Genomic DNA, 24204 nt, shown 5'->3' on the forward strand with positions numbered 1-24204 from the left:
TATTATAACAGCAAAATTCTAAATAATCACAATGTCAAAAAAAGCTACGTTAGAAATCGACGGTAATAAATATGAGTTCCCCATAATAGAAGGAACTGAAAAAGAATTAGGAATTGATATCAAAACTCTTAGATCCGCCACAGGTGGTATCACTACGATTGATCCTGGATATAAAAACACAGGAAGTTGTGAGAGTGGAATTACTTTTCTGGATGGAGAAAAAGGAATTTTAAGATACCGTGGATATTCTATAGAAGAATTGGCTGAAAAAGCTGATTTTTTAGAAGTAGCTTACTTATTGATTTTTGGAGAATTACCAACTGCGGAACAACTTGATAAGTTTGATAAAGATATTAAAGAGGAATCTCATGTAGATGAGGATATGAAGAGAATTCTTGATGGATTTCCTAAAAGCGCTCATCCTATGGGGGTTCTTTCATCATTAACTAGCGCCTTAATAGCTTTTAATCCCGGTTCTGTAGATGTAGATTCTGAAGAAGCTATGTATAACGCTATAGTAAAAATAATGGCGAAGTTTCCTGTGCTTGCCGCATGGACAATGAGAAAAAGAAAAAGTTTACCATTGGATTATGGAGACAACGCTTTGGGATATGTTGAGAATTTACATAAAATGATGTTCTCTAGGCCTAATAAAACATATGAAGCAAATAAGATCGTTAATGATGCTTTGGATAAATTATTAATTCTACACGCAGATCACGAGCAAAATTGTTCTACTTCTACTGTTAGAATTGTAGGATCATCTCACGCTGGATTGTTCGCTTCTTTATCAGCAGGAATTTCAGCTTTATGGGGTCCGTTACACGGAGGAGCGAATCAAGCGGTAATTGAAATGCTCGAAGCGATTAAAGAAGATGGAGGTGATACTGCAAAATACATCGCTAAAGCGAAGGATAAAGAAGATTCTTTCCGTTTAATGGGATTTGGACATAGAGTATACAAAAATTTTGATCCTAGAGCGAAGATCATAAAGGCGTCTGCAGAAGAAGTTCTGGGAGATCTTGGAATTGAAGACCCTGTGCTTGATATTGCTAAAGGTCTGGCCAAAGTTGCTCTGGAAGATGAATATTTTGTAAAAAGAAAATTATATCCTAATGTAGATTTCTATTCAGGAATCATATATCGAGCATTAGGTATTCCAACCGAGATGTTTACTGTGATGTTTGCGTTAGGAAGATTGCCTGGTTGGATCGCACAATGGAGAGAAATGCGCTTGCGTAAAGAACCAATCGGAAGACCAAGACAAATATATATTGGAGAAACATACAGACCTTTTAAATCAGTTTCTGAACGTTAAAAAGGATGCCATAATTTTAATAAGGGTACTGAATTTTTTTAGTACCCTTTTTTTATGAAATTTTCAATATATTTTAATTCCAATCGTCAAATTTTAGAATTTGATAAAAAGTTGATATTTTTTTTGAATAAAATTAGCATCTACCTACTCCCTATTCCTATATTTGTTCGATCATCAATGTTGGTTAACAATGATACTTTTTGCCTAAAAACTAAATGATTGAAACGAGCCCTGACAAAGAGTTTAACACAAGAGAATATGATTTTGGGCGAGTTCCATGTGACCTCTAAATCGATATTATAAACACATGAAACTAAATATTACAAATGAAACCTCAAGACTTAGAGCCGTAGTTTTGGGAACTGCTTTAAGTAATGGTCCGATACCAAAAATTGAAGAAGCCTATGATCCAAAATCTATAGAGCACATCAAAGCAGGTTCATACCCTAAAGAAGCAGATATGGTTGCAGAGATGGAAGCTGTTGCCAAAGTTTTTGAGAAATATGATGTAAAGGTTTTTAGACCCCAAATAATTGAGAATTACAACCAGATTTTTGCAAGAGATATTGCATTGGTCATAGAAGATAAATTTATAAAATCAAATATACTTCCTGATAGAGAAAAGGAGATCAAAGCTATTCAATATGTAATTGATGAAATTGATTCTAAAAAAGTATATAAAGCCCCATCCGAAGATATACATTTTGAGGGTGGAGATATTATTATTCATAATGATCATATATTTATAGGGACGTATAAAGGAGATGATTATAGCGATTGTATTGTGGCGAGAACTAATATGAAAGGCGTGGAGTATATTAGATCACTTTTTCCAAATAAAATAGTAAAGGAATTTGATCTAAACAAGTCGATGGATAACCCCAGAGATAACGCGTTACATTTGGATTGTTGTTTTCAACCGGTTGGCAAAAACAAAGCTATAATTCATAAAGAAGGATTCAGGAATTTAGATGATTACAGATATTTAGTAGACTTCTTCGGAATTGAAAATTTATTTCATATTGATAAAGATGAGATGTATTATATGAATTCTAATATATTTTCTATATCAGAAGATGTTGTAATTTCTGAGAAAAATTTTACAAGATTAAATACTTGGCTTCGTAGCTTAAACATCATCGTAGAAGAAGTTCCATATTCTGAAATTGCAAAACAAGAAGGGCTTTTACGTTGTTCTACTATGCCATTGATAAGAGATTAAATAATGAAACAGGTTACAAATACAATCGTAATGATTCGTCCGGTTAGATTCAGGATGAATGAGCAAACAGCAGTAAATAACTACTATCAGAATACATCAGACAGTAGCGCAGAGGATACAAACACGAAAGCGCAAAAGGAGTTTGATGGTTTTATAGAAAAACTAAGATTAGTAGGTGTTAATGTGATTGTTATTGATGACAAAGCTGAGAATGACACACCCGATTCTATATTTCCGAATAACTGGGTATCCTTTCATGAGAACGGTGATGTAGGCTTGTATCCTATGTTTGCGGTAAATAGAAGAAGAGAGCGTAGACCTGAAGTGTTGGACATCATCGAAAATGCTGGTTTCGAAATAAAAAATATCATTGACTACACAGAAGCTGAGGATACCGATGTGTTTCTTGAAGGAACAGGAAGTCTTGTTTTAGATAGAGTGAATAGAAAAGCATATTGCGCTCTTTCTCCTAGGGCGGATGAAGAATTACTTATCGAGTTTTGTGAAGATTTTGAATACACTCCGGTAATTTTTACCGCATACCAAACCGTTAATGATGAGCGTCTGGCTATCTATCATACCAACGTAATGATGGGAATTGGAGAAACTTTTGCAGTGGTATGCTTGGATTGTATAGACGATAAAAAAGAACGAAAAAATCTGTTAAGTCATTTAAAAAATGACGGGAAGGAGATTATTTCAATCACAGAGAATCAGGTGAATAATTTTGCAGGAAATATGTTACAGGTTGTGGGAGCAGATGAAAAACGATATCTAGTAATGTCTTCTGCAGCATACCAAAGTTTGTCAAAAGATCAAATATTAAAAATAGAAAAACATTGCGCTATTCTTCATAGTAATCTTGAAACCATCGAAAAATTAGGCGGAGGTAGTGCTCGTTGTATGATGGCCGAAGTTTTTCTTCCAGAAGCTGAATAAGGGTCTAAAGACAGTGAAAAGATATTTCTTTAAAACAGGAAGTAATATCTTTTAATTATTTTTGATGTAATAAGTAAGACGATGCTTTCAAAGAAAACAAAATACGGAATAAAAGCACTAACCTATATCGCGAGAAAAAGGTGCGAACATCCTGTTTTAATATCCGAGATTGCCAAGAGTGAAAACATTTCTCAGAAATTTTTAGAAAGTATATTACTTACACTACGTAAGAATGGTTTTCTGGGTTCTAAGAAAGGAAAAGGAGGAGGATACTATCTGATTAAAGAGCCCAAAGAAATTTCAATGGCATCGGTTATACGGGTTCTAGAAGGACCAATAGCAATGTTACCTTGCGTAAGTTTGAATTTTTATGAGAAGTGTGATGATTGTCCGGACGAAGATGCTTGTGCAGTTCACGAACTTATGATTGAGGTTAGAGATAATACTTTAAAAGTTCTTGAAAATAAAACTCTGGAAGATTTTATGGATTAATCCTCATCAAGTCTAATAAATTTATAGGGTCCCTGAATTTTACCCCAGACTTGTTTACCATTGATGTCGTAACCCCTATCCCAAGAAGTAATTTTGTTTTTACTAATCACCACATTACTTGTCGTATACGATATTTTTTTACTAAAGGTACTGGAACACGTTCCGTTTTTTGTTTTTCCGTGGTAGATAGTGGAGGTTTTCTTTTTGAAATATACATCGCATCCATCTCTAATCTTCAGGCTGTCAGGGGTTAAATGATTAAAAATAGAAATGTCCCTCCATGCGTTTACATATTTTTCCTGATTCGGAATTACATAACTCGTACTACTAATGGTTAAACTATCAAGTTTCTGAACATTCAATATCCTTTGATTATAAATGGAAGAATTGTCTTTTTCATCATATAACTCCTGATAAAACCAATGACCTTGTCTGTCTTCCCAGATGGGGATATTTACAAGATGTACTGAAGCATATCCAGAATCCTTATTGGCTTGATTTTTTGAAGAAAATTTCCCTATTAAATTTTTGGTAAAATCGCTTATAGGAGAATCATGTTCTATTTTAGTGTTACAACTTATTGTAACAAACAATAAGGATAAAAATAGTAATGATCTCAACATATTCTTTTTTATAAAAATACTAATATTTTTGCAAAAAAAGCGTCAATTGTCGATAAAAATAAGCTTTTTGTCTGTATTTATTTTGTTTTTTCAGATGTGATATTCCGAATCATTCCTCCAAATATGAAGTAGTGAAAGGGAACCATTAGATACCAATACAGCCTACCCCATATTCCTTTTGGTCTAAATGTTGCAGTTTGATGTAATACATTATTTTCGTCAATATCAAACTCTAACCAAGCTTCTCCGGGAACCTTCATTTCGGCAAAAAGTAATAAGCGTTTTTTGTCTTTATCTGCAACCAAAACTCTCCAAAAATCCAGGGCATCTCCCGAGTAAATTTTATCTGGATTTGTTCGTCCTCTTCTCAATCCAACTCCTCCAAAAAACTTGTCTATATATCCTCTTATTTTCCACATCCAATCTCCATAGTACCAACCGGTTTCTCCACCTATGGCCCATATTTTTTCAACTACTTGATTAGGGTCTGTGACTTTGATTTTCTTCTTATCTCTAAGGCATCCTTTCTTAGGTACTGTAACGTATTTTTGAATATCTTGATCGAAACGTCCACTGACCATAGAGTCTTTCCAACTGGATACCACCTGATTTTGTTCTATTTTGATAAAGGCAAGTTCCAGAGCTTTAGTATAAGTCATGGGCTCTATACCCAATATGTTTTGTAGCCTATTATCATTTGCTACTACAGGAACACTCATACTATCCACCAGATTCAATGCTAGTTTATAGGACGTTGATGTCACAAAATATAACCAGTAAGAAGAAAGCCTGGGTGTCATCACAGGTAATGTGAAAATAAAAAGTTTTATACCTCTTACTTTGGCATACAACAGTAGCATCTGTTTATAAGTGATGACATTAGGTCCGCTAATATCAAAGGATTGATTGTAACATTGGGAGTTGCCTAAGACGCCGGTCATAAAGCTTAAGACATCTCTTACTGCAATTGGATGCGTTTTTGTGTTCACCCATTTTGGAGTAATCATAATCGGTAATTTTTCACAAAGATCTCTTATGATTTCAAATGATGAACTACCAGATCCAACGATTATTCCAGATCGTAAAACAGTTAGATTAAAGTCTCCCTCATACAGGGTTTCTTCAACATTTTTACGTGACCATAAATGCTTTGATAAATTCTTCTCGTTTACAATACCACTTAAGTAAATTACCTGTTTAATATTTGTTTGTGCTACATATTTATTAAAGTTTTGAGCAGAAATCTCTTCCTTTTTATCAAAATCAGAAGTTGAGGAACTCATCGAATGGATAAGATAATACGCCGCGTCAATATCCTTAGGTAAGATATTTGGATCGGGATCGTCTAAAAAATCTATTTCAACAATGGAAACCTTTTTTGCCATTTCCCCATCGATAGAAAAACGATCTTTATCTCTAACTGCACAAATCACATCGTGACCAGAGTCTAATAACAGAGGTAATAAACGCATACCAATATAACCATTAGCACCTGTAAGTAGTATTCGCATCTTTTTAGGTAAAAGATACAAATAAATAAACTGTTTAGTTGTGTTTTTAAACGACAAGTTTATGCAAGAAGGACTAAGTTTAATATGGTTAAATTATAAATCCTCAATATTGGTTGGACCATTATCTGCCTTATAATTTAATATTTTTTTGATGAATGTATGAATAGCAATGTCTGTTTTCTTTGCGCTAAACTTAATAAAATAATTGTCTCTGTAGATGCTGTATTCTTCGGCTTTTCCCTTATAGATAGTTAATTTGTAAAATGGGATAACTAGAAGATATGTTTGTAATCGTACTCCAAAACCTACCAAAATACCTTTGGGTCTAAGTTCTATATTACAAGTTTTTAAACTAGTGTCCATCATCAATAAATTATTGATTTCTATGCTAGATGCTGCGATCCTAAGTTTTGGAGAACCAACTCCTCCTAATTTTATTCGCTCCATAATGGTAAAAGGCTTACCAACTTGTTCAGCAAGAATCTTTTTAAGTTCTGGATCTCTATAGGTATTATTGACTAGCATTTTTCTTTTGTTACAAGATACGAATTGATACAAATAGAAGTGGTAGAAGATTATATTTCTATTATCTTTGCTGCCTGATTTTTGTATCAAATACAATTTAAAAATGACATTACACGAAACTATTTCTGGACAGGTAAAAGCAGCTATAAAAGAACTTTATGGCGCAAACTTAGAATCTGTAGAGTTACAAGGAACTCGCAAGGAGTTTGAAGGGGATATTACAGTGGTAGTTTTTCCTATGTTGCGTGTGGTAAAAGGCAATCCTGTGCAAATAGGAGAAGCTGTGGGTGCGTATTTGGTAGAAAATGTAGAAGAGATAACTGGTTATAACGTAGTAAAAGGATTTCTTAATCTGGTAATTTCAGATACGTATTATATTGATTTTTTCAACCTTATTAAAGGCACTGAAAATTATGGTTTTGTGACTCCAAAAGACGGAGATAAAGCTGTGATGGTAGAGTATTCTTCTCCAAATACTAATAAGCCCTTACATTTGGGGCATATAAGGAATAACTTGTTAGGATATGCCGTTGCAGAGATTATCAAAGCTAGTGGTAAAAAGGTATATAAAACCCAGATTATTAACGATCGAGGTATTCATATCTGTAAAAGTATGGTTGCCTGGCAAAAATACGGTGAAGGACAAACACCAGAATCTACCGGATTAAAAGGGGATAAATTGGTTGGGAATTACTATGTAAAATTTGATCAGGAATATAAAAGCCAAATATCAGATTTAATTGCTTCCGGAAAAACAGAAGACGAAGCAAAAAAAGAAGCTCCAATATTAGTTGAAGCCCAAGAAATGTTAAGAAAATGGGAAGCTGGAGATGATGAAGTGGTGAAGCTTTGGAAAACTATGAATAATTGGGTGTATGAAGGTTTTGATCAGACATACAAGACATTAGGAGTTGATTTTGATAGTTATTATTATGAAAGTAATACATATCTTCTAGGTAAAGATAATATAGAAGAAGGTCTTGCTAATGGAGTATTCTTTAAGAAAGAAGATGGATCTGTCTGGTGTGATCTTACAGATGAAGGTCTGGATGAAAAACTAGTATTACGTAGTGATGGTACTGCTGTGTATATGACCCAGGATATCGGAACAGCAATTCAGCGTGTAAAAGATAATCCTGATATTGGTGGAATGATTTATACGGTTGGTAATGAACAGGATTATCATTTTAAAGTACTTTTTCTAATTCTTAAAAAATTAGGATATGATTGGTCTGAAAATCTACATCATTTAAGCTACGGAATGGTAGACTTACCAAGTGGTAAAATGAAAAGTAGAGAAGGCACTGTAGTTGATGCAGATGATCTTATTAAGGAAATGGCAGAAACTGCAGGAGAAATTTCTAAAGAGTTAGGGAAATTGGATGGGTATTCTGAAGAAGAAAAAAGCATAGTCTATAAAACTATTGGCCTTGGTGCATTGAAATATTTTATTCTAAAAGTAGATCCCAAAAAAAGAATATTATTTGACCCGGCAGAGTCGGTAGATTTTCAAGGAAATACAGGACCTTTTATTCAATATACCTATGCCAGGATTCAAGCAATTTTGCGTAAAGCAGAATTTGATTGGAACGATACTGTAAAAAATATTACTCTTGATAATAGAGAGAAAGAACTTATAAAACTATTAGAAATCTATCCTGAGATGATACAGAATGCAGCAAAGGATTTAAGTCCGGCAATTATAGCCAATTACACTTATGATTTAGTGAAAGCATATAATTCTTTTTTTCAGAATGTATCAATATTTGGGGCAGATTCTGAAGCTGAAAAGATTTTTAGAGTTCAACTTTCAGATATAGTCGGGACCACTATAAAATCTGCTTTTGCACTATTAGGAGTTCAGGTTCCTGAGCGAATGTAAAAAATTATCCAACTGATGTTTTAGGTAGTGTAATGCAAAAAGTACTTCCTTGACCATAAGTACTTTTTACTTCTAGATTTCCTTGGTTAAGGGAGATTAATTCTTTACAGATTTTTAGCCCTAACCCGGTGCCGGTTTCGTTGTTGGTACCTTTAGTCGTTAGATGTTCTTCAGAAAAGAGTTTGGTTAAATTTTCTTCAGAAATTCCTATTCCAGTGTCTTCAAAGTAAATTTTGATGTTATTTTCTATCTTTTTATTGTAAATAGTAATTGTATCACCTGAGTTACAAAATTTAATAGCATTGGCTATTAAATTTTGAGTTACAATTGTACACATATCTTCATCAGCATATACCGTTATATTTTCGGTCATGTTGTTAATAAGCTCAATTCCTTTGTTAGAAGCTTTAGGCGCGAAAAACACAAACTTATCTTTTACTATTCGAGAGAAATCAAAAGTTTTGGGGTTGGCTTTGAGTTCATTCATTTGAGATTTGGACCAATTTAAAAGATTGGTTAGCAACAGGGAAGTCTGGTGTGCACTCGTGGAGAGCAGAGGAATAATTTCCCTAAATTCACTTTCAGAAATCACGTCATCCTTTAGTAAGTTAAGAGTGTTATCAAGTCCATGAATTTCATTTTTTAAATCGTGAGAGACTATAGAAAATAGCTTATTCTTTACCTGGTTGGATTCATTTAATTCCTTAATATATTTTGCTCTTTGCAATCTGCTTTTTACAATACCAATGATAAAAACAATGGCCACTGCAAATGCAGCAATAGCAATATATGTATAGATTTTTTGCATAAGTAGTTCTTCCTTAACTTCACGCTCGGCTCTTTTTTGCTCATCCAAAAGAGCTTGTCGCTTTTTTTCATTTTCTACCCTTTTTTTAACAAGATCTATTTTATCGCTGGTTTCTTTTAGAATATGTTCATTAAATAAATTTTTATGTTCTTTTTGCCATTTGTACGCGCTTAGATAGTCACCTCTCGCTGAATCCAAAACAGAGGATAGGTCATAACTGTGTAGTAATAAGGGTGTAGAGTTAAGTTTTTTAGATTCTTTTCTGGCTGTAGAGATATATTTTTCTGCCTCTTTAAATTTTTTAGTTTTAATAGCTATTTCACCTAGGGAAAGTTTAGCCCTGATAAGTCTTTGCCTATATGCTACTTTACCGCCAAGAAAAAGCGCAGACTCATAATATTTTTTAGCATTTTCGTAGTCCTTTTTGATAAAAGAAATTTGACCTAATGCGCTATATGCTTCAGAGATTCCATGGCTATCATTATCTCTTTTGTTTACTAATAAAGATTCATCCAAGAGTACCAGAGCACTGTCTAGTTTTTTTTCTTTGATATAGATTAAGGCTAAATTATTAAGAGTGGCACCTACGGTATTAGAATTGGTTTTCCTTTTTAGTTGTAAAGACTGATAATAGTATTTTTTAGCTGCGTCAAAATCATTTAAATCCCCATATACATTACCGATGTTATTAATAGTGGTTGCCAGGCTTATACTATCTTTTAGTTTTTCATAGTATAAATTGGCTTCTAGCAGATGCGTTATACTCTTTTCAGGGTTCCCCAATCGCTGTTCTATGACCGCTTTGTTGTTCTGAATGATTGCAAGACCTCTGTTATACTTTATCCTTCCAAAATACAAAGCAGCTTGATCAAAACAGGTTAGGGCGTCATATAGTTTATCAGTTTGATTATAGATTGCTGCTTTTTCATTGTGCAATTGTCCAACGCCTTTGTCATATTTTATTTTTTTGGATATCTGTATGAGCGTGTCGCAATATATTAAGGCTTCGGTAAACTTTTCCTGTAAACTTAATTCATAAACAAGATCGGCGGCCACGTCAATATTTAATGAATCCGAAGTAGCATAAGTAGCTTGTATAAGGCTATCAAGTTTTTTTTGTTGACAGAAAGAAATACTACTAAAAAATAGCAGCACCAGTGTTACATAAAGGTGGATTTGTTTCATAAATATTATTTAGGGCAGGTATAAATTACAATATTTTCATTTGATTTTATGTTTTTTTTAACAAAAATTTTTATTTCTGATTGTTTTTTGCTTATTTTAGGAGAAAGTTGTTTTACCCCATAACAAAAGAAGTTTTCTTCTACTATAATTAAATGAATTATCAAATTTCCAGAGCTACGGATAGTGATTTACCATTAATGCAGCGTTTGTTTTATCAGACGGTTACCATTTACGGATCTAAAATTTTTACCAAAGAGGAAGTGAAAATATTTTCCAGATTAGCTTTGGATAAAAATCACTGGACACAAAAGTTTATTGAAGATTATATCTATAATGTAAAATTAAATGGCGAAGTGATCGGTTCTTTTTCGTTAAGTAAAGATGGAGTGATAGAATATATTTTTGTTCATCAGAATTATCAAGGAAGGGGTATTGCAAAGAAGTTATATTCAACCTTAGAAGAAGTTGCAAGAGAAGCTGGTATAAATTCATTAAGCACGAGAATTAATTTGAATACAAAAGATTTTTTCGAGAAAAATGGCTTCAAAATTATTAAGAATGCCGAGAAAGTATCTGGTGGTGAAGAAATAGTCAGTTATAGCGGTGTTAAGAATTTTTAGAAATTTAAGCGTAAAACCGCATTAGGTGTAAGACGCAATCCGAATTCATTTATTTCTTCCACCTCATCTTGATCTCTTCTAATATAATAATTATTGAAAACGTTTTCCTGATCCGTAATATTCCAGATAGAAATTCCTGCAAGTCCTTGTATTTTTTTGGTAATTTTAAACGAATATGTAGAAGAAAGATCTACTCTGATGTAATTACTTAGACGCGTACTATTAGGCCTCAAGTAATTTATGGTGTCATTTTCAATCAAATTATCAGGATTGGGTAAGGTTGTTGGTTTTCCGCTATGCCAATTTATACCTCCTGAGATTTTCAGATTGTTTTTATTATATGCTATGGCAAAATTTACGTTATGGCGAATGTCAATATTGTTTGGGAAATTAGAAGGGCTTATATTGTTAAATGTATATTGGTTATCCGCATAAGAATAACTAAGCCAGGTACTAAAGTTTTTAAACCTTTTATTGATTAAAAAATCAACTCCAAAAACAGAATAACTACCGTGATCCCTTAAGAACTCAAATTGATTCTGGAACCCTTGGCTTCGGGTAATGATCCCATTAATGTCCTTATAATAAATATCAGTTGAGATTAACCAGTTATTGTGATTATAGCTAAGGCCAATGGAGGCCTGTTTACTTTTCAGGATAGGAATATCTTGATCGTTGGATAATACCCATCTTCGACTTTCGATACCTAAAAAATCATTTTGAAGATCAATTATTTGTGAAGTTGACTGGCTTTTTATTTCACCGAGAAGTTCTAGTGTAAAATGATTTGTAAACCTCTTATATAGATTGATACGAGGTTCAAAAATATAGGTATCAAACTTTTCTAAATAGTTAATCCGCGCTCCTACATTAGCATACATAGATTTACTGTCTGACTTGTATTCTACTTCAGAAAATAGGCTATGGGTGCGTATTACTTCTTTTGTAAAATCCCTGAAAGTTGGGTTATTCAGATCCCGTAGGTATGATATTCCTGTTTCATTAAATTGATATCCGGATTTTAAATTTATATTCGAAATAGTTTTAAGAAAGGTATTAAGTTTTAAACCGTTTTCAAGGACTTCGTTCTTTTGTAAAAGTCGTTGGTTATTTTGAATATCAGAGTTAACTGTTTCTAATTTATAATTGGTGCCATAAAGGAGTAATTCGCTTCTAAAGAAATCGCTCCAATCTCGTTGGTATAATATACCACCTACGATATTATTTTGTTTGGCGCTACTCTCCCTGGAAATTTCGATTTGACTGTTGTTAGAATTTTCCTGAAAAACAAGATCGTTTTTCATAACTAACGCATTTACTTTTATAAGATCCTTAGGTGATATCTGATATAACCATCTCAGGTTTGTATCATAAAAGGAGAAACGCTCATCAGAACTATTATTGCTGATAACCTCAGAATTCTGGAACGCTTTATCAAAATATTGGTTATATGTTGGAGTTTCCAGAACTTCATTTAGAGAATGTCTTAAGCCTAATTGAATAGAAGAGTTTTTACTGATAGGAGTATCTATATAACCATCAACACTTATTAAGTTGATACCAATACTAGCATCCAGTTTATTATTAATTTTATTATCGGTGTTCATCGCAATTACACTAGATACACCATCTCCATACCTGGCGCTCGAACCATTCTTAAAAACTTGTACGTTTTTAGTGAGGTATGGGTTGAATGCAGAGATAAGACCAAAAAAATGACTGGATTGATACATTTTTATCCCATCCCAGAGTATAAGGTTTTGGTCGTTGGTGCCTCCACGTACGTTGATATCCGAGACTGTTTCATTAACACTAAGAATTCCAGGAAGCGCTTGGATAGTTTGCAATAGATCCGGTTCGATAAGACCGGGAAGGATACCAAAATCGTTATAATCTATGCGTATAGAGCCATCTATTTGTTTGTCAATTCCCCTAATAAGATAATCATTGAGAATAATTTCATTAATATATTCAACTTTTTGAGTTAAAATTACATCTCTGCAAGGGTTATTAATAAAATCAAAAGCTGATTTCACGATAGGAATATATCCAAGATAATTAATTGTTATTTTTTCGTTTGGGGCATCAATTTTTAAAGCGAACTTACCTTTAGAATCACTAATGGCAGCACTATTTTTCCCTTGGATAGTAGCATCAGATATAATGATATTATCGAAACCTTTTAGAGTTCCACAGATTTCTATGGATCTAAAACTTAATGCTACTGTATTGTTTGCTAAAATGGTATAGTTAAATGGGGTATTTGTTTCGAGATATTGAATGGTTTCTTTAAAATTCAAAGTATCAGAAGGTTTAGCGATCTTAAGACCTTCTAGCTCTTCATTAATATAAGAAAAGTCATATCTAAATGTATCCTGAACCCCATTTAAAATAGAGATAAGAGAATACGTTTCTTTTTCGGTTTGGGAACTTGCCGTAAAAAGAACAAAAAAAATCAGAAAAATTGAAACGAGGATTTTGGGTTGAATCACTCTTTATATAAGGTTACGGTTTTGTTATCAATCATATATTTCAAACGCATCGGAATCGTAATTGACTTTAATGCCGTTTGAATATCTGAATGTACAAAATTACCCGTAAAAAATATAGAGGGATCAATATTTTTTGTTTTTACTGTGACTCCATATTGCCACTCGAACTCTTTTAACACTCTAGCGAAAGGAGTTTTGTAGAAATAACTTTTATTATAGTACCATTTAGGTTCCTTGTCTGTAATTTTTTTCTCTATGATTTCATTCGAAATGAGTTCTAAAGCATCTCCAGCTCTTAAAAATTTGGTTTGTCCTTCTACAGTGACGCTTACTACCCCTTCATAACAAACCACTTCAAAAATATCTTCTCTTTGTTTAATATTAAACCTAGTTCCAACAACGCTTACAACACCCAAGGAAGTATGCACATCAAACTTTTTACCTTTGGCTACATTAAAATATGCTTCCCCTTTTAGTAATACTTTACGCTCACTATCCCAATTTTTATCATCGTATGTTATAGAAGAAAGTGCATTGAGCCTAATCTTCGATTCATCAGGTAATGTATGTGTGGATTTCTCACTAGCAATCGTATTTATGGTAGTATCATAATCTTTAAAATATGAGAAATATAATCCTATTCCTATAACAAATATTGCTGCAATGCGAAATAATATTTTGGGAAACGATGTTTTAGCAGCGGGGCTTTTTCGTTTGGATAACTGCTCTTTTAATTTTTCCTGATTACTTTCTACATCATAGTCAGGAGCACTAAATTTTTTAGCAGTTTCAGATATCTTTATATAAGAATCATAGGCATTCAATTGCTCGAATGCCTCTGATTCATGCTTAGTGAGTTGTTCGTTATTCAACCACTTTGTAATAAGATCTTCCTTTTTCATAACAAGATTCTTGATATTATAACAATCGATAAGGATAAATTCCTACCCTTGTTTTTATTTTTTTAAATTCCTTCAATGTCTTTTCTTAATTTTTCTAAAGCTCCGTAGATTCTTTTTTCCACGGCTTTTCTGGAAATTCCCAATAAATCAGCTATTTCTTTATGCCTTTTGCCTTCAATTCTATTCATAAGAAAAGCTACGCGCTGAGCCTCGGTTAAATTTGCAAGAGCTGTCTGATATTTTTGGAGGTATTCTTTTTCTTCTAAGATAAAATGAGGACTTTCATTAGTGCTGCCTTTTATTTCTGTTTGCTGATATTTTAGTTTTATTTTATCGTGCTTTATCTGATTTAATGAAAGGTTATTGGCAACAGTAAATAAAAAGCTTTTAGCTTTATCCAAAGAAACTTTATTACAGTTGTCCCAAAGTTTAATAAATGCCTCCTGGACTTGATCTTTAGGGTTTATATGTTCTCCATATTTATAATAAATGAAGTTGTGAAGATTTTTGGAATGTTTAGCAAAAAGTTCTGAAAATAATCTTTCTTCACAAACATTTTCGAAAAGGTCTTTAGGCATTTTAATTTTTTTTCAAAATTAAAAAAAAACTTCACCTAGTGGGAATTTGATTTCTTAAATTGTTATAATAGTAATTAGGATGAAAAAAAAGTAATATGGAAAAGATAAGATTTTATATGTTTAGAGTGATTATGAGTGTTATGTTTTTAATGATTTCTTGTCAGGAAGAAGAGCGTGAGCTTATAGATCCTACATTGGATAACACTATAGCAAAAGATTCGCAACTAGCCGAATTAATGAGAAATATTGTAACACATGACGGATCTTATGATGATATAGTGGATGGAGGGAATTGCTACAGTATAAATTTACCATATACTATTACTCGAAATTCTACAGAGGTTATAATTATTAATCAAATAGAAGATTATAATCAGTTAAATCAATCTGATGATATTCAAATTCAATTTCCTGTAACCATTACGAGAGATAATCATGCAGAAGAAATTATTGATAATGATATAGAATTGCAATTAATAGCGGATAGCTGTATGGTTCAGGATGATGATATAGAGTGTGTAGATTTTGTGTATCCTATAGTATTTGCAACGTTTAATTCCAGTAATAATGTAATCAATACGGTAGAAGTTCTTCATGATGCTCAGGTATTTGGATTTATGGAAAATCTTGATGAGAATACTGTGGTCTCTATAAATTATCCTATAGCTTTACGTATTAGTACAGGAGAGCTGTTAGATGCAGGACATAATGAAGAATTACTATCCCGAATCCTTGCTTTTGAAACATCTTGCGAAGAGAATGATGGTTAATTTGTTTAATATTTTAACAATAAAGTTAAACAAAAAGTTAAAAAAGTATTAAAATCGTTTTTCGGGGTAGCACTTTTGTTTTATGAGTTGTTTCATCATTGAACAATTAATTTCAAAATAAAAACCAATAACATGAAAAATTTATTCAAAAAAGCTTTTTTAGCATTATGTATTATTTCGATAGCTGCTTGTAGCGATGATGACGATACTACCTTTATTCCTCCCACTACGACTATTGCAGATTTAGTGGCAGATAATGCAGAATATAGTTCCTTATTAGCTGCTCTAGAAAGAACTGATTTAGACGTGACATTAAACGGTACAGGTACTTTTACAGTTTTTGCTCCCGATAACGATGCATTCGCTGATTTTTTAGATGGTACTCCTTTAAATGATGTTCCGGTAGCAACATTAGAGCAGATTCTATTAAATCACGTTCTAGGAACTACAGTGACTTCTGGACAGCTTACTACCGGATATGTAAATAATTTAGCAACCGAGTCTTCTACAAGTGCAAATTTAAGTATGTACATTAATACTTCTAACGGAGTAGTAATTAATGGTGTTTCAACTGTTGTTCAAGCAGATGTTGCGGCATCTAATGGTATTATCCATTTTGTAGATGAAGTAATTCCATTACCAACAATGTTAACTTTTGTTGCTGCTGATAGTGATTTATCATCTTTAGCAACAACTGCTACGACAACTTCAGGTTTTGACACTGATTTTGCAGCAGTGCTAAGTGGAGCAGATAGTAATTTAACTTTATTAGCACCTGATAATGATGCTTTTGCAGCTTTAGGAGATATTTCTGGACTTTCGGCGGCAGATTTGGAGCAAATATTATTGAATCACGTGATAGGTGGAATTAACATTTCTACAGGGCTTGCTACAGGTTATGGCAATACATTAGCTACATACGGAGACACCATGAATAACCTGAGTATATATATAAATACTGATGGCGGGGTTTCTTTCAATGGAATTTCTAATGTAAGTACAGCAGATATCGTGGCATCTAACGGAGTGATTCATAAGGTAGATGCAGTAATCACTCTACCAACAGTAGTTACTTTCGCAATAGCAGATGCTACTTTTTCAACATTAGTAGCTGCCTTGACAACGTTGACTCCATCAACAGATTTTGCAGGTATTTTGAGCACTGCCTTAGGAACTGATCCAGCACCCTTTACAGTATTTGCTCCAACAGATGATGCTTTTGCAGCGATTACCGTGCCAACGGATGAAAATGACATAGCTGCTATTTTAAACTATCATGTGGTAGGAGGAGCAAATGTACGTTCTACAGATTTAACCGACGGTGCTGTTACAACATTAAATGGAGATGTAACGATCGATGCATCTGCACCTAGTGTAACCGGAGCTGGAAATACTAGTGCAAGTAACATTATTGTAGTTGATGTTCAAGCTGCTAACGGCGTGATCCACGCGATTGATCAAGTATTATTGCCGGCTGCTAACTAAGTAATAAAAATTATTACCTCAAAATAAATATTCCCCCGAAAGGGCATTTAGATATCGAAACCCCCACTTTTTTCAATTCTAAATGCCCTTTTACACACTCATTTTAATAGTAACTAATTTAAATTAAAACCAATGAAAACGCTAATCAAAAGATTGACGGTACCTTTCTTGTGCCTTTTCGTAATGACTTTTTTGGTCTCTTGTCAGACAGATAATAATGAATTAGATCAAACAAACCCGGAGCAAATCGATTTTGAAGAGTCAAAGATTATAAGTTTTGATGAAATCGAAGAAATGACCCAAAATATTATTGAGGGAGAATTGTTAGAACCAGAAAATGAGGAAGAAGCTTTTTCAGGTAATAAAAGTTCTAGGATTGATATCAGCAGAGAAAGAAGGACATATGATTTTTCCGCTACAATTAACAGTGGTGCAGGAGCTGGCAATACTATCGAAGGTGAGCTAAGGCTAAACTTCACTTTATACCATGCTAGTTTTACCATTGTACGTGGAAATCTGGTGTTGCCTGATGGAACCAAAGCCAAAGCACGAGGTGCTATCGTAAGTGACGGAATCGTTTATTTAATAATTAATCCACCTGGAAGAGATTTCATTTTCGGAATCGGAAGAGCAGATGAAAACGGTGATTTAGAGGGAGGATTTAGAATTTTTGGTAATGGAATAGGAAGAGGAGATTGGAATGCAGTATTAACGTCTACTATTTTTCCTGATCAAACAATAGTAGAACTGATTGTTGAAGACGGAAGATTTACTTCACTAGTCGGTGCATTACAGGCAACAGATTTAGTAGCACCTCTATCAGGTGAAGGGCCGTTTACAGTTTTTGCTCCTACAGATGAAGCATTTGCTGTTTTAAATGAAGTTCCTGAATTAGAGGTTTTAAAACAAGTTTTATTGTATCACGTGGCTAGTGGGAGACTCAATACGCCTGAGTTACTGCAAGAAGAAATGATAACTACATTGCAAGGTGAAGATGTAAAAGTAAGCTTAAATGAAAACAATGAAATTGTAATTAACGATACTGTAAAGCTTCTTTCAGCAAATATTGGTGGATCTAATGGAGTAATACAAATTATCGATGCGGTATTAATCCCACCTTCTTTTCAGCCATTACCATCTATTGTAGAAATAGCAGTTGCAACTCCGGAGCTTTCTACTTTGGTAGGGGCCTTGCAAGCATCGGATTTGGTAGAAACACTAAATGGCGATGGTCCTTTTACAGTGTTTGCTCCAACTAATGATGCATTTGACGCTCTAGATGCAATTCCGCAAGGAGAAGCATTAACAGAAGTGCTTTTATATCACGTAGCTGCTGGTAAATTTACTGCAGAAGATTTATTAGCAGGTCAGACTGTTACAACGGTTCAAGGCGATGAAGTTACAATCGAGATGATTAATGGTGAAGTTTTTTTAAACAGAAATATTAAGGTGATTATGGCGGATATTGAGGCATCCAACGGTATTGTACATGTAATTGACGGAGTATTAATTCCACCAGCTGATTTACAATCCATTGTAGAAATTGCAGTAGCAACCCCAGAACTTTCTACTTTGGTAGGAGCGTTACAAGCCGCAGATTTAGTGGATACCTTAGATGGTGATGGTCCTTTTACAGTATTTGCTCCAACTAATGATGCATTTGATGCTCTAGACGCAATTCCGCAAGGAGAAGCATTAACAGAAGTGCTTTTATATCACGTAGCTGCTGGTAAGTTCACTGCAGAAGATTTACTAGCAGGTCAGACTGTTACAACGGTTCAAGGAGATGAGGTTACAATCGAGATGATTAATGGTGAAGTTTTTTTAAACAGAAATATTAAGGTGATTATGGAGGATATAGAAGCATCCAACGGTGTCGTACACGTGATCGATGGTGTGTTAATTCCACCTGCAGGTTTACAATCTATCGTAGAAATTGCGGTTGGAACACCAGAACTATCTACTTTGGTAGGTGCGCTACAAGTGGCAGACTTGGTTGATACTTTAAATGGCGATGGTCCTTTTACAGTTTTTGCACCAACTAATGATGCATTTGCAGCTTTGGATGCGATTCCACAGGGAGAAGCATTAACCGAAGTGCTTTTATATCATGTGGCAGCAGGCAAGTTCACTGCCAATGATTTATTAGCCGGTCAGACAGTGACCACAGTGCAAGGAGATGAGGTAACTATTGAGATGATCAATGGTCAAGTATTCTTAAATGAGGATATAAGAGTAGATATAGCAAATATAGAAGCATCAAACGGTATTGTACACGTAATCAGTGGAGTGTTAATTCCTCCATCTTTATAAGAATATACATTTTGAATTAGCCTGATTTATGATGTTCGGAGAGCTATTAGAAAGAGTTTAATTTATCTTTCTAATAGCTTTTTTGTTTTGATGTAAACTCTGTGATGTTTTATAACATAAATTTCTATAATTATATTTAGAATTCTACCATAAGCATTCTTTATTAATACACTTCAAATCATTAAATTTGCACCTATCTGCTAAAAAAGCGGATGTTGAAAAACCTGAAGAAAGCATATGTTTGATAATTTAAGTGATAAGTTAGATAAGGCGTTACATATTCTAAAAGGCCATGGTCAAATTACCGAAGTAAATGTCGCTGAGACACTTAAGGAGGTTCGTAGAGCATTGGTGGATGCCGACGTAAACTATAAAATAGCAAAAGATTTTACTGCGACAGTAAAAGAAAAAGCACTAGGGCAGAACGTACTGAAGAGTCTGAAGCCTGGTCAATTAATGGTAAAACTTGTAAAGGATGAGTTAACCGAATTGATGGGTGGAGAAGTTGCAGGTGTAAATTTATCAGGAAACCCATCTGTAGTATTAATGTCGGGATTACAAGGTTCCGGTAAGACTACTTTTTCCGGAAAACTAGCAAACTTCTTAAAGAATAAGAAAACTAAAAAACCTCTGTTAGTAGCTTGTGACGTATACAGGCCAGCAGCAATAGATCAGCTTCATGTAGTAGGAGAACAAATAAACGTTGAAGTTTTTAGCGATAGAGGTAATAATGATCCTGTTGCTATTGCAAAAGCAGGTGTTGCTCATGCAAAAGCAAATGGATTTAATGTTGTGATCATCGATACAGCGGGTCGTCTGGCTGTTGATGAGGTAATGATGACTGAGATTGCTAATATCCACAAGGCTGTTACTCCAGATGAAACATTATTTGTTGTAGATTCTATGACAGGTCAGGATGCGGTGAATACGGCTAAAGCATTTAATGATGTTTTAAATTTTGACGGTGTCATTCTTACAAAATTAGATGGTGATACCAGAGGTGGAGCCGCTATATCAATTAAATCGGTTGTCAATAAACCAATAAAGTTTATCGGTACAGGAGAGAAGATGGAAGCAATTGATGTTTTCTATCCTTCTCGTATGGCAGATCGTATATTGGGAATGGGAGACGTTGTTTCGCTGGTAGAAAGAGCCCAAGAGCAATTTGATGAAGAGGAAGCAAGAAAACTACAGAAAAAAATTGCCAAAAATCAGTTCGGGTTTGATGACTTCCTGAAACAGATTCAGCAAGTAAAGAAAATGGGTAACATGAAAGACTTGGTGGGTATGATTCCTGGGGCTGGTAAGATGATGAAAAACGTAGATATTGATGATGATGCTTTTAAACATATAGAAGCTATTATTCATTCTATGACGCCAGACGAACGCACAAAACCTCAAATTATAAACGCTAGCAGAAAAAAGCGTATAGGTAAAGGTTCAGGTACTTCTGTACAGCAAGTAAATCAATTACTTAAGCAGTTTGATCAGATGAGTAAAATGATGAAGATGATGCAAGGTGGTGGTGGAAAACGCATGATGCAGATGATGGGTAAAATGAAATAACTTGTACAATATCACAACATATAATTTAAAAATAGAGTAGGGGCTTAATATGGAAGTTTTAGACGGAAAAAAAGTAAGTAACGATATAAAAAATGAAATCGCTGCTGAAGTTCAGAAAATAAAAGACCGAGGCGAGAAAGTTCCACACCTTGCTGCAGTTTTGGTAGGTAATGATGGAGCGAGTCTTACATACGTAGGGAGTAAAGTAAAAGCATGCGAAAGAGTAGGTTTCGAATCTACTTTAGTTAAAATGCCTAGTACTACTAGTGAAATTGAGCTATTGGCCAAGATCAAAGAGCTGAATGAAAATTCGGATATTGATGGATTTATAGTTCAGTTGCCGTTGCCTCCTCAAATTGACACACAAAAAGTATTACTGGCTGTGGATCCGGATAAAGATGTAGATGGGTTTCATCCAATGAATTTTGGCAAAATGGCCCTTGATATGTCTACTTTCATTCCTGCTACTCCTTTTGGTATCTTAGAACTTTTAGAGCGATATAATGTAGATACAAAAGGGAAGCATACTGTGGTTATTGGAAGAAGTCACATTGTTGGTCGACCTATGAGTATATTAATGGGTAGAAAAGGATGGCCTGGTAACTCTACGGTAACCTTAACACATAGTCATACGAAGAATATAACACAGATTATTTCACAGGCGGATATCGTTATTTCAGCTTTGGGAGTTCCTAATTTTCTGAAAGCCGAAATGGTAAAAGATGATGCTGTTATCATAGATGTGGGTATTACCAGAGTTGCTGATGATACACGAGAAAGAGGGTATAGAATTGTGGGTGATGTAGATTATGAAAATGTAAGTAAAAAAGCGTCATTTATTACTCCTGTACCAGGAGGAGTTGGTCCGATGACGATAGCAATGCTTCTGAAAAATACATTATTAGCTCGTGAAAGACACCGCAATAATGCTTAAAAATTTGTAAAGTAATTTTATTTCAAAATAGAAAGCCTCGGAAGTTTAATATAAACACCGAGGCTTTCTGTTTTGACAATCTTTTTAATGATTTTCTTAGATCATAATTGTTCTATAATGTTTATTGGGCTTGCTTTCCTGATTAGATAAATCAAGAATATTAGAAAATTGCAAGATGCTTAAGAAATAAAAAAGACACCATTGTATGGTGTCTTTTTACTTTACATTTATTATTGGTGATAATAAAAATAATTATGTTGATTTTATGTTATTGTTATAACATTTTCTTAGAATGCATTAAAATCAGTTGCATTAATATTGTCTTGATCTTCTGCGTCATTGTTATATAACGTTCCATTTGGCATAAGATCTAAAGATAAGCTATAAGAAGGTACATTGATACCGTCATCAGTCTTTATAGTGTTAAAGTCTAGGATGTCTTGTCCTTTCTCATATAAAGGATTTTTTGTAAATGTTCCTTGCTTTTTTCCGTTTTTACTAGGAGATTCTTTCCATTCTTTACCGTAAGCAATTACACAATAGTACTCTCCTTCAGGAATGTTTCTGATAAACTGTGTTTGGTTACTGTTAATGTATACAATTCTCACAGTTTCGTCATCTTTTGCAGTTTTACCCATTTTCACAAGCTTAACAACAACGTCAGTATTTTTACCAACTTCTACCTTAAGATAGTTATCCAACTTGTATTCGAACTTACCTTTAAAGTTAAATGATTTTGGAGTAGCTCCTGATTTGTACGTCTTTTTCTCCCAGCTAGCGAACTTATCTTCTCTAGTTACTTTAGATGGAGCAGCAGTAGCTCTTGACGAACTAGCATTACTTCCATTTGAAGGAGTTTTAGATTCTATAGGATTGTAAGCAGTTTCCGTAGAACCTAATGTTCTTTTGTTTGCTTCTTCTAGTGCTTTCTGTGTATCAGCTAATTCCGCTAATCTTCTTCTTTCTGCAGCACTTTTGTTTTGATTGGCAGCTTGAGCAGCTTGGGCGGCAGCTGCAGCTTCAGCCTCAGCTTGTCTTTGTAATCTTTCAGCCTCAGCAATTGCTTTTCTTGCAGCTTCTGCAGCAGCAATTTTGGCAGCTTCTGCTTTTCTTATTGCTTCTTCAGCAGCAAGCCTAGCAGCTCTTTTTCTAGCTTCAGCAGCTTTAGCAGCTCTTTCTGCTTCTGCAATACTACTATCTTCAGCTAGTAATTTCGTAAGTACAAAACCATTTCCGTTTTTATACTGTACAGTACTCCAGTCTCCATACCCAGAACTGATCACATATACTTGTGTTCCTTGTGGGATTTCACCAATGATGTCAAAGTTAGCACCTGGTCCGGTTCTTAATTCTAATTTGGCGGTAGACATTAAATATCTGTCCAAAGACTTTATTTGAGCAAAAGTCGAGGATGTCATCACCAATAGCAAAATAAATGTAAAAATTGATTTCATAATCTTTCTGTGTTTACATAATTAAAATTCAAAAATAAAGCAGATTAGGGATCTTTCTTAAAAAGGTTATTAATCTTTTCGCTTTTTTCTTCTTTATATATTTTTAAAATTCTTATTAATATTTATCTAAAATTGCCTTGTCAAAAAACATGCCAAACATTTATTTCGGCATTTATTAAATAATTAACAAATTTCTAAATGTGTTGAAATTCACGTTTTTTTAAAGAACTTAATTTTGTTTAAAAGCTTGTTTTTCAATTAGTTAAACATGTTTTTCTTTAGTATCAGTTTAAACTTATTAATTAATTAACTGAGTTGAAAACTCTTAAACTATAAACAAAAGTAAGTTATTAATATGAAAAACACAACATGTTTTCTTTTTTTTTGCATAAAAATCTACTTTTTTTTTCAACAATTTGTGTTTTTCAACGATTATTTTGTGTATTACAACTGATTTATACTGTATTTACGGGGGCTGAAGTCGGTATTGAATAATTTGAATTACGAAGACATTTTTTTTATTTTTTTCTCGAGATTTATTTGATATGAATATGACTATTTTTCACAATACTTTAACGTTTTTTA

General features: G+C 33.8%; 19 protein-coding genes. 11 read left to right on the forward strand and 8 right to left on the reverse strand.

Annotated features, from left to right (window positions below; all coding sequences use genetic code 11):
- Positions 1-31: 31 nt before the first annotated feature.
- From ACFSR1_RS20475 to ACFSR1_RS20490, 4 genes are all read left to right on the forward strand, one after another.
- A complete protein-coding gene (locus ACFSR1_RS20475) occupies positions 32-1318 on the forward strand; it encodes a citrate synthase (protein WP_378294894.1) in 1287 nt (428 codons plus the stop codon).
- A 307-nt stretch (positions 1319-1625) separates the two neighbouring features.
- Positions 1626-2540: a dimethylarginine dimethylaminohydrolase family protein gene (locus ACFSR1_RS20480; protein ID WP_378294895.1), complete on the forward strand. Its 915-nt coding sequence runs from the start codon at positions 1626-1628 to the stop codon at positions 2538-2540.
- A gap of 3 nt (positions 2541-2543) precedes the next feature.
- The gene (ctlX, locus tag ACFSR1_RS20485) at positions 2544-3479 is read left to right on the forward strand and encodes a citrulline utilization hydrolase CtlX (protein WP_378294896.1); all 936 of its coding nucleotides are present in this window, start codon (positions 2544-2546) and stop codon (positions 3477-3479) included.
- A gap of 81 nt (positions 3480-3560) precedes the next feature.
- Complete coding sequence (locus ACFSR1_RS20490; protein ID WP_378294897.1) at positions 3561-3971, forward strand: RrF2 family transcriptional regulator; 411 nt, start codon at positions 3561-3563, stop codon at positions 3969-3971.
- Here ACFSR1_RS20490 and ACFSR1_RS20495 read toward each other — a convergent pair.
- The 3 genes from ACFSR1_RS20495 to ACFSR1_RS20505 form a co-directional block, all read right to left on the reverse strand.
- Positions 3968-4591, reverse strand: coding sequence for a chromophore lyase CpcT/CpeT (locus ACFSR1_RS20495; RefSeq protein WP_378294898.1), 624 nt, complete (start codon positions 4589-4591; stop codon positions 3968-3970). The genes ACFSR1_RS20490 and ACFSR1_RS20495 overlap by 4 nt on opposite strands.
- A gap of 80 nt (positions 4592-4671) precedes the next feature.
- Positions 4672-6105 carry an SDR family oxidoreductase gene (locus ACFSR1_RS20500; protein WP_378294899.1) on the reverse strand — a complete coding sequence of 478 codons (1434 nt, stop codon included), beginning with the start codon at positions 6103-6105 and terminating at the stop codon, positions 4672-4674.
- 93 nt (positions 6106-6198) lie between these two features.
- Positions 6199-6630, reverse strand: a complete 432-nt coding sequence (locus ACFSR1_RS20505; RefSeq protein WP_378294900.1) for a hypothetical protein — start codon at positions 6628-6630, stop codon at positions 6199-6201.
- 103 nt (positions 6631-6733) lie between these two features.
- Between ACFSR1_RS20505 and argS the strand changes: the two genes are divergently transcribed.
- On the forward strand, positions 6734-8512 hold the full coding sequence (argS, locus tag ACFSR1_RS20510) for an arginine--tRNA ligase (RefSeq protein ID WP_378294901.1): 1779 nt from the start codon (positions 6734-6736) through the stop codon (positions 8510-8512).
- 4 nt (positions 8513-8516) lie between these two features.
- On the opposite strand, the gene ACFSR1_RS20515 is transcribed toward argS, so the two are convergent.
- A complete protein-coding gene (locus ACFSR1_RS20515) occupies positions 8517-10505 on the reverse strand; it encodes an ATP-binding protein (RefSeq protein WP_378294902.1) in 1989 nt (662 codons plus the stop codon).
- A gap of 152 nt (positions 10506-10657) precedes the next feature.
- Here ACFSR1_RS20515 and ACFSR1_RS20520 point away from each other — a divergent pair, with 152 nt between their 5' ends.
- Positions 10658-11125, forward strand: a complete 468-nt coding sequence (locus tag ACFSR1_RS20520; protein ID WP_378294903.1) for a GNAT family N-acetyltransferase — start codon at positions 10658-10660, stop codon at positions 11123-11125.
- Here ACFSR1_RS20520 and ACFSR1_RS20525 read toward each other — a convergent pair.
- The 3 genes from ACFSR1_RS20525 to ACFSR1_RS20535 form a co-directional block, all read right to left on the reverse strand.
- Positions 11122-13617 (reverse strand): TonB-dependent receptor plug domain-containing protein, encoded by a 2496-nt coding sequence (locus tag ACFSR1_RS20525; RefSeq protein WP_378294904.1) that lies wholly within the window; start codon positions 13615-13617, stop codon positions 11122-11124. The genes ACFSR1_RS20520 and ACFSR1_RS20525 overlap by 4 nt on opposite strands.
- Positions 13614-14519: a FecR family protein gene (locus ACFSR1_RS20530; RefSeq protein WP_378294905.1), complete on the reverse strand. Its 906-nt coding sequence runs from the start codon at positions 14517-14519 to the stop codon at positions 13614-13616. Before ACFSR1_RS20530 ends, ACFSR1_RS20525 begins: the two co-directional genes overlap by 4 nt.
- 62 nt (positions 14520-14581) lie before the next feature.
- The gene (locus tag ACFSR1_RS20535; protein WP_378294906.1) at positions 14582-15097 is read right to left on the reverse strand and encodes an RNA polymerase sigma factor; all 516 of its coding nucleotides are present in this window, start codon (positions 15095-15097) and stop codon (positions 14582-14584) included.
- Between the two features lie 95 nt (positions 15098-15192).
- Here ACFSR1_RS20535 and ACFSR1_RS20540 point away from each other — a divergent pair, with 95 nt between their 5' ends.
- From ACFSR1_RS20540 to ACFSR1_RS20560, 5 genes are all read left to right on the forward strand, one after another.
- On the forward strand, positions 15193-15867 hold the full coding sequence (locus ACFSR1_RS20540) for a hypothetical protein (protein ID WP_378294907.1): 675 nt from the start codon (positions 15193-15195) through the stop codon (positions 15865-15867).
- Positions 15868-15999: 132 nt separating this feature from the next.
- The gene (locus tag ACFSR1_RS20545) at positions 16000-17352 is read left to right on the forward strand and encodes a fasciclin domain-containing protein (protein ID WP_378294908.1); all 1353 of its coding nucleotides are present in this window, start codon (positions 16000-16002) and stop codon (positions 17350-17352) included.
- Between the two features lie 132 nt (positions 17353-17484).
- Positions 17485-19665, forward strand: a complete 2181-nt coding sequence (locus ACFSR1_RS20550; protein WP_378294909.1) for a fasciclin domain-containing protein — start codon at positions 17485-17487, stop codon at positions 19663-19665.
- A gap of 237 nt (positions 19666-19902) precedes the next feature.
- Positions 19903-21231: a signal recognition particle protein gene (gene ffh, locus ACFSR1_RS20555; RefSeq protein ID WP_378294910.1), complete on the forward strand. Its 1329-nt coding sequence runs from the start codon at positions 19903-19905 to the stop codon at positions 21229-21231.
- A gap of 49 nt (positions 21232-21280) precedes the next feature.
- Positions 21281-22165, forward strand: coding sequence for a bifunctional 5,10-methylenetetrahydrofolate dehydrogenase/5,10-methenyltetrahydrofolate cyclohydrolase (locus ACFSR1_RS20560; RefSeq protein WP_378294911.1), 885 nt, complete (start codon positions 21281-21283; stop codon positions 22163-22165).
- Between the two features lie 287 nt (positions 22166-22452).
- Here ACFSR1_RS20560 and ACFSR1_RS20565 read toward each other — a convergent pair whose 3' ends face one another.
- On the reverse strand, positions 22453-23619 hold the full coding sequence (locus tag ACFSR1_RS20565) for an SH3 domain-containing protein (protein ID WP_378294912.1): 1167 nt from the start codon (positions 23617-23619) through the stop codon (positions 22453-22455).
- Positions 23620-24204: the final 585 nt, after the last annotated feature.

Origin of the sequence: Aquimarina rubra, assembly GCF_042684305.1 — a bacterium.
Taxonomy (GTDB): Bacteria; Bacteroidota; Bacteroidia; order Flavobacteriales; family Flavobacteriaceae; genus Aquimarina; species Aquimarina rubra.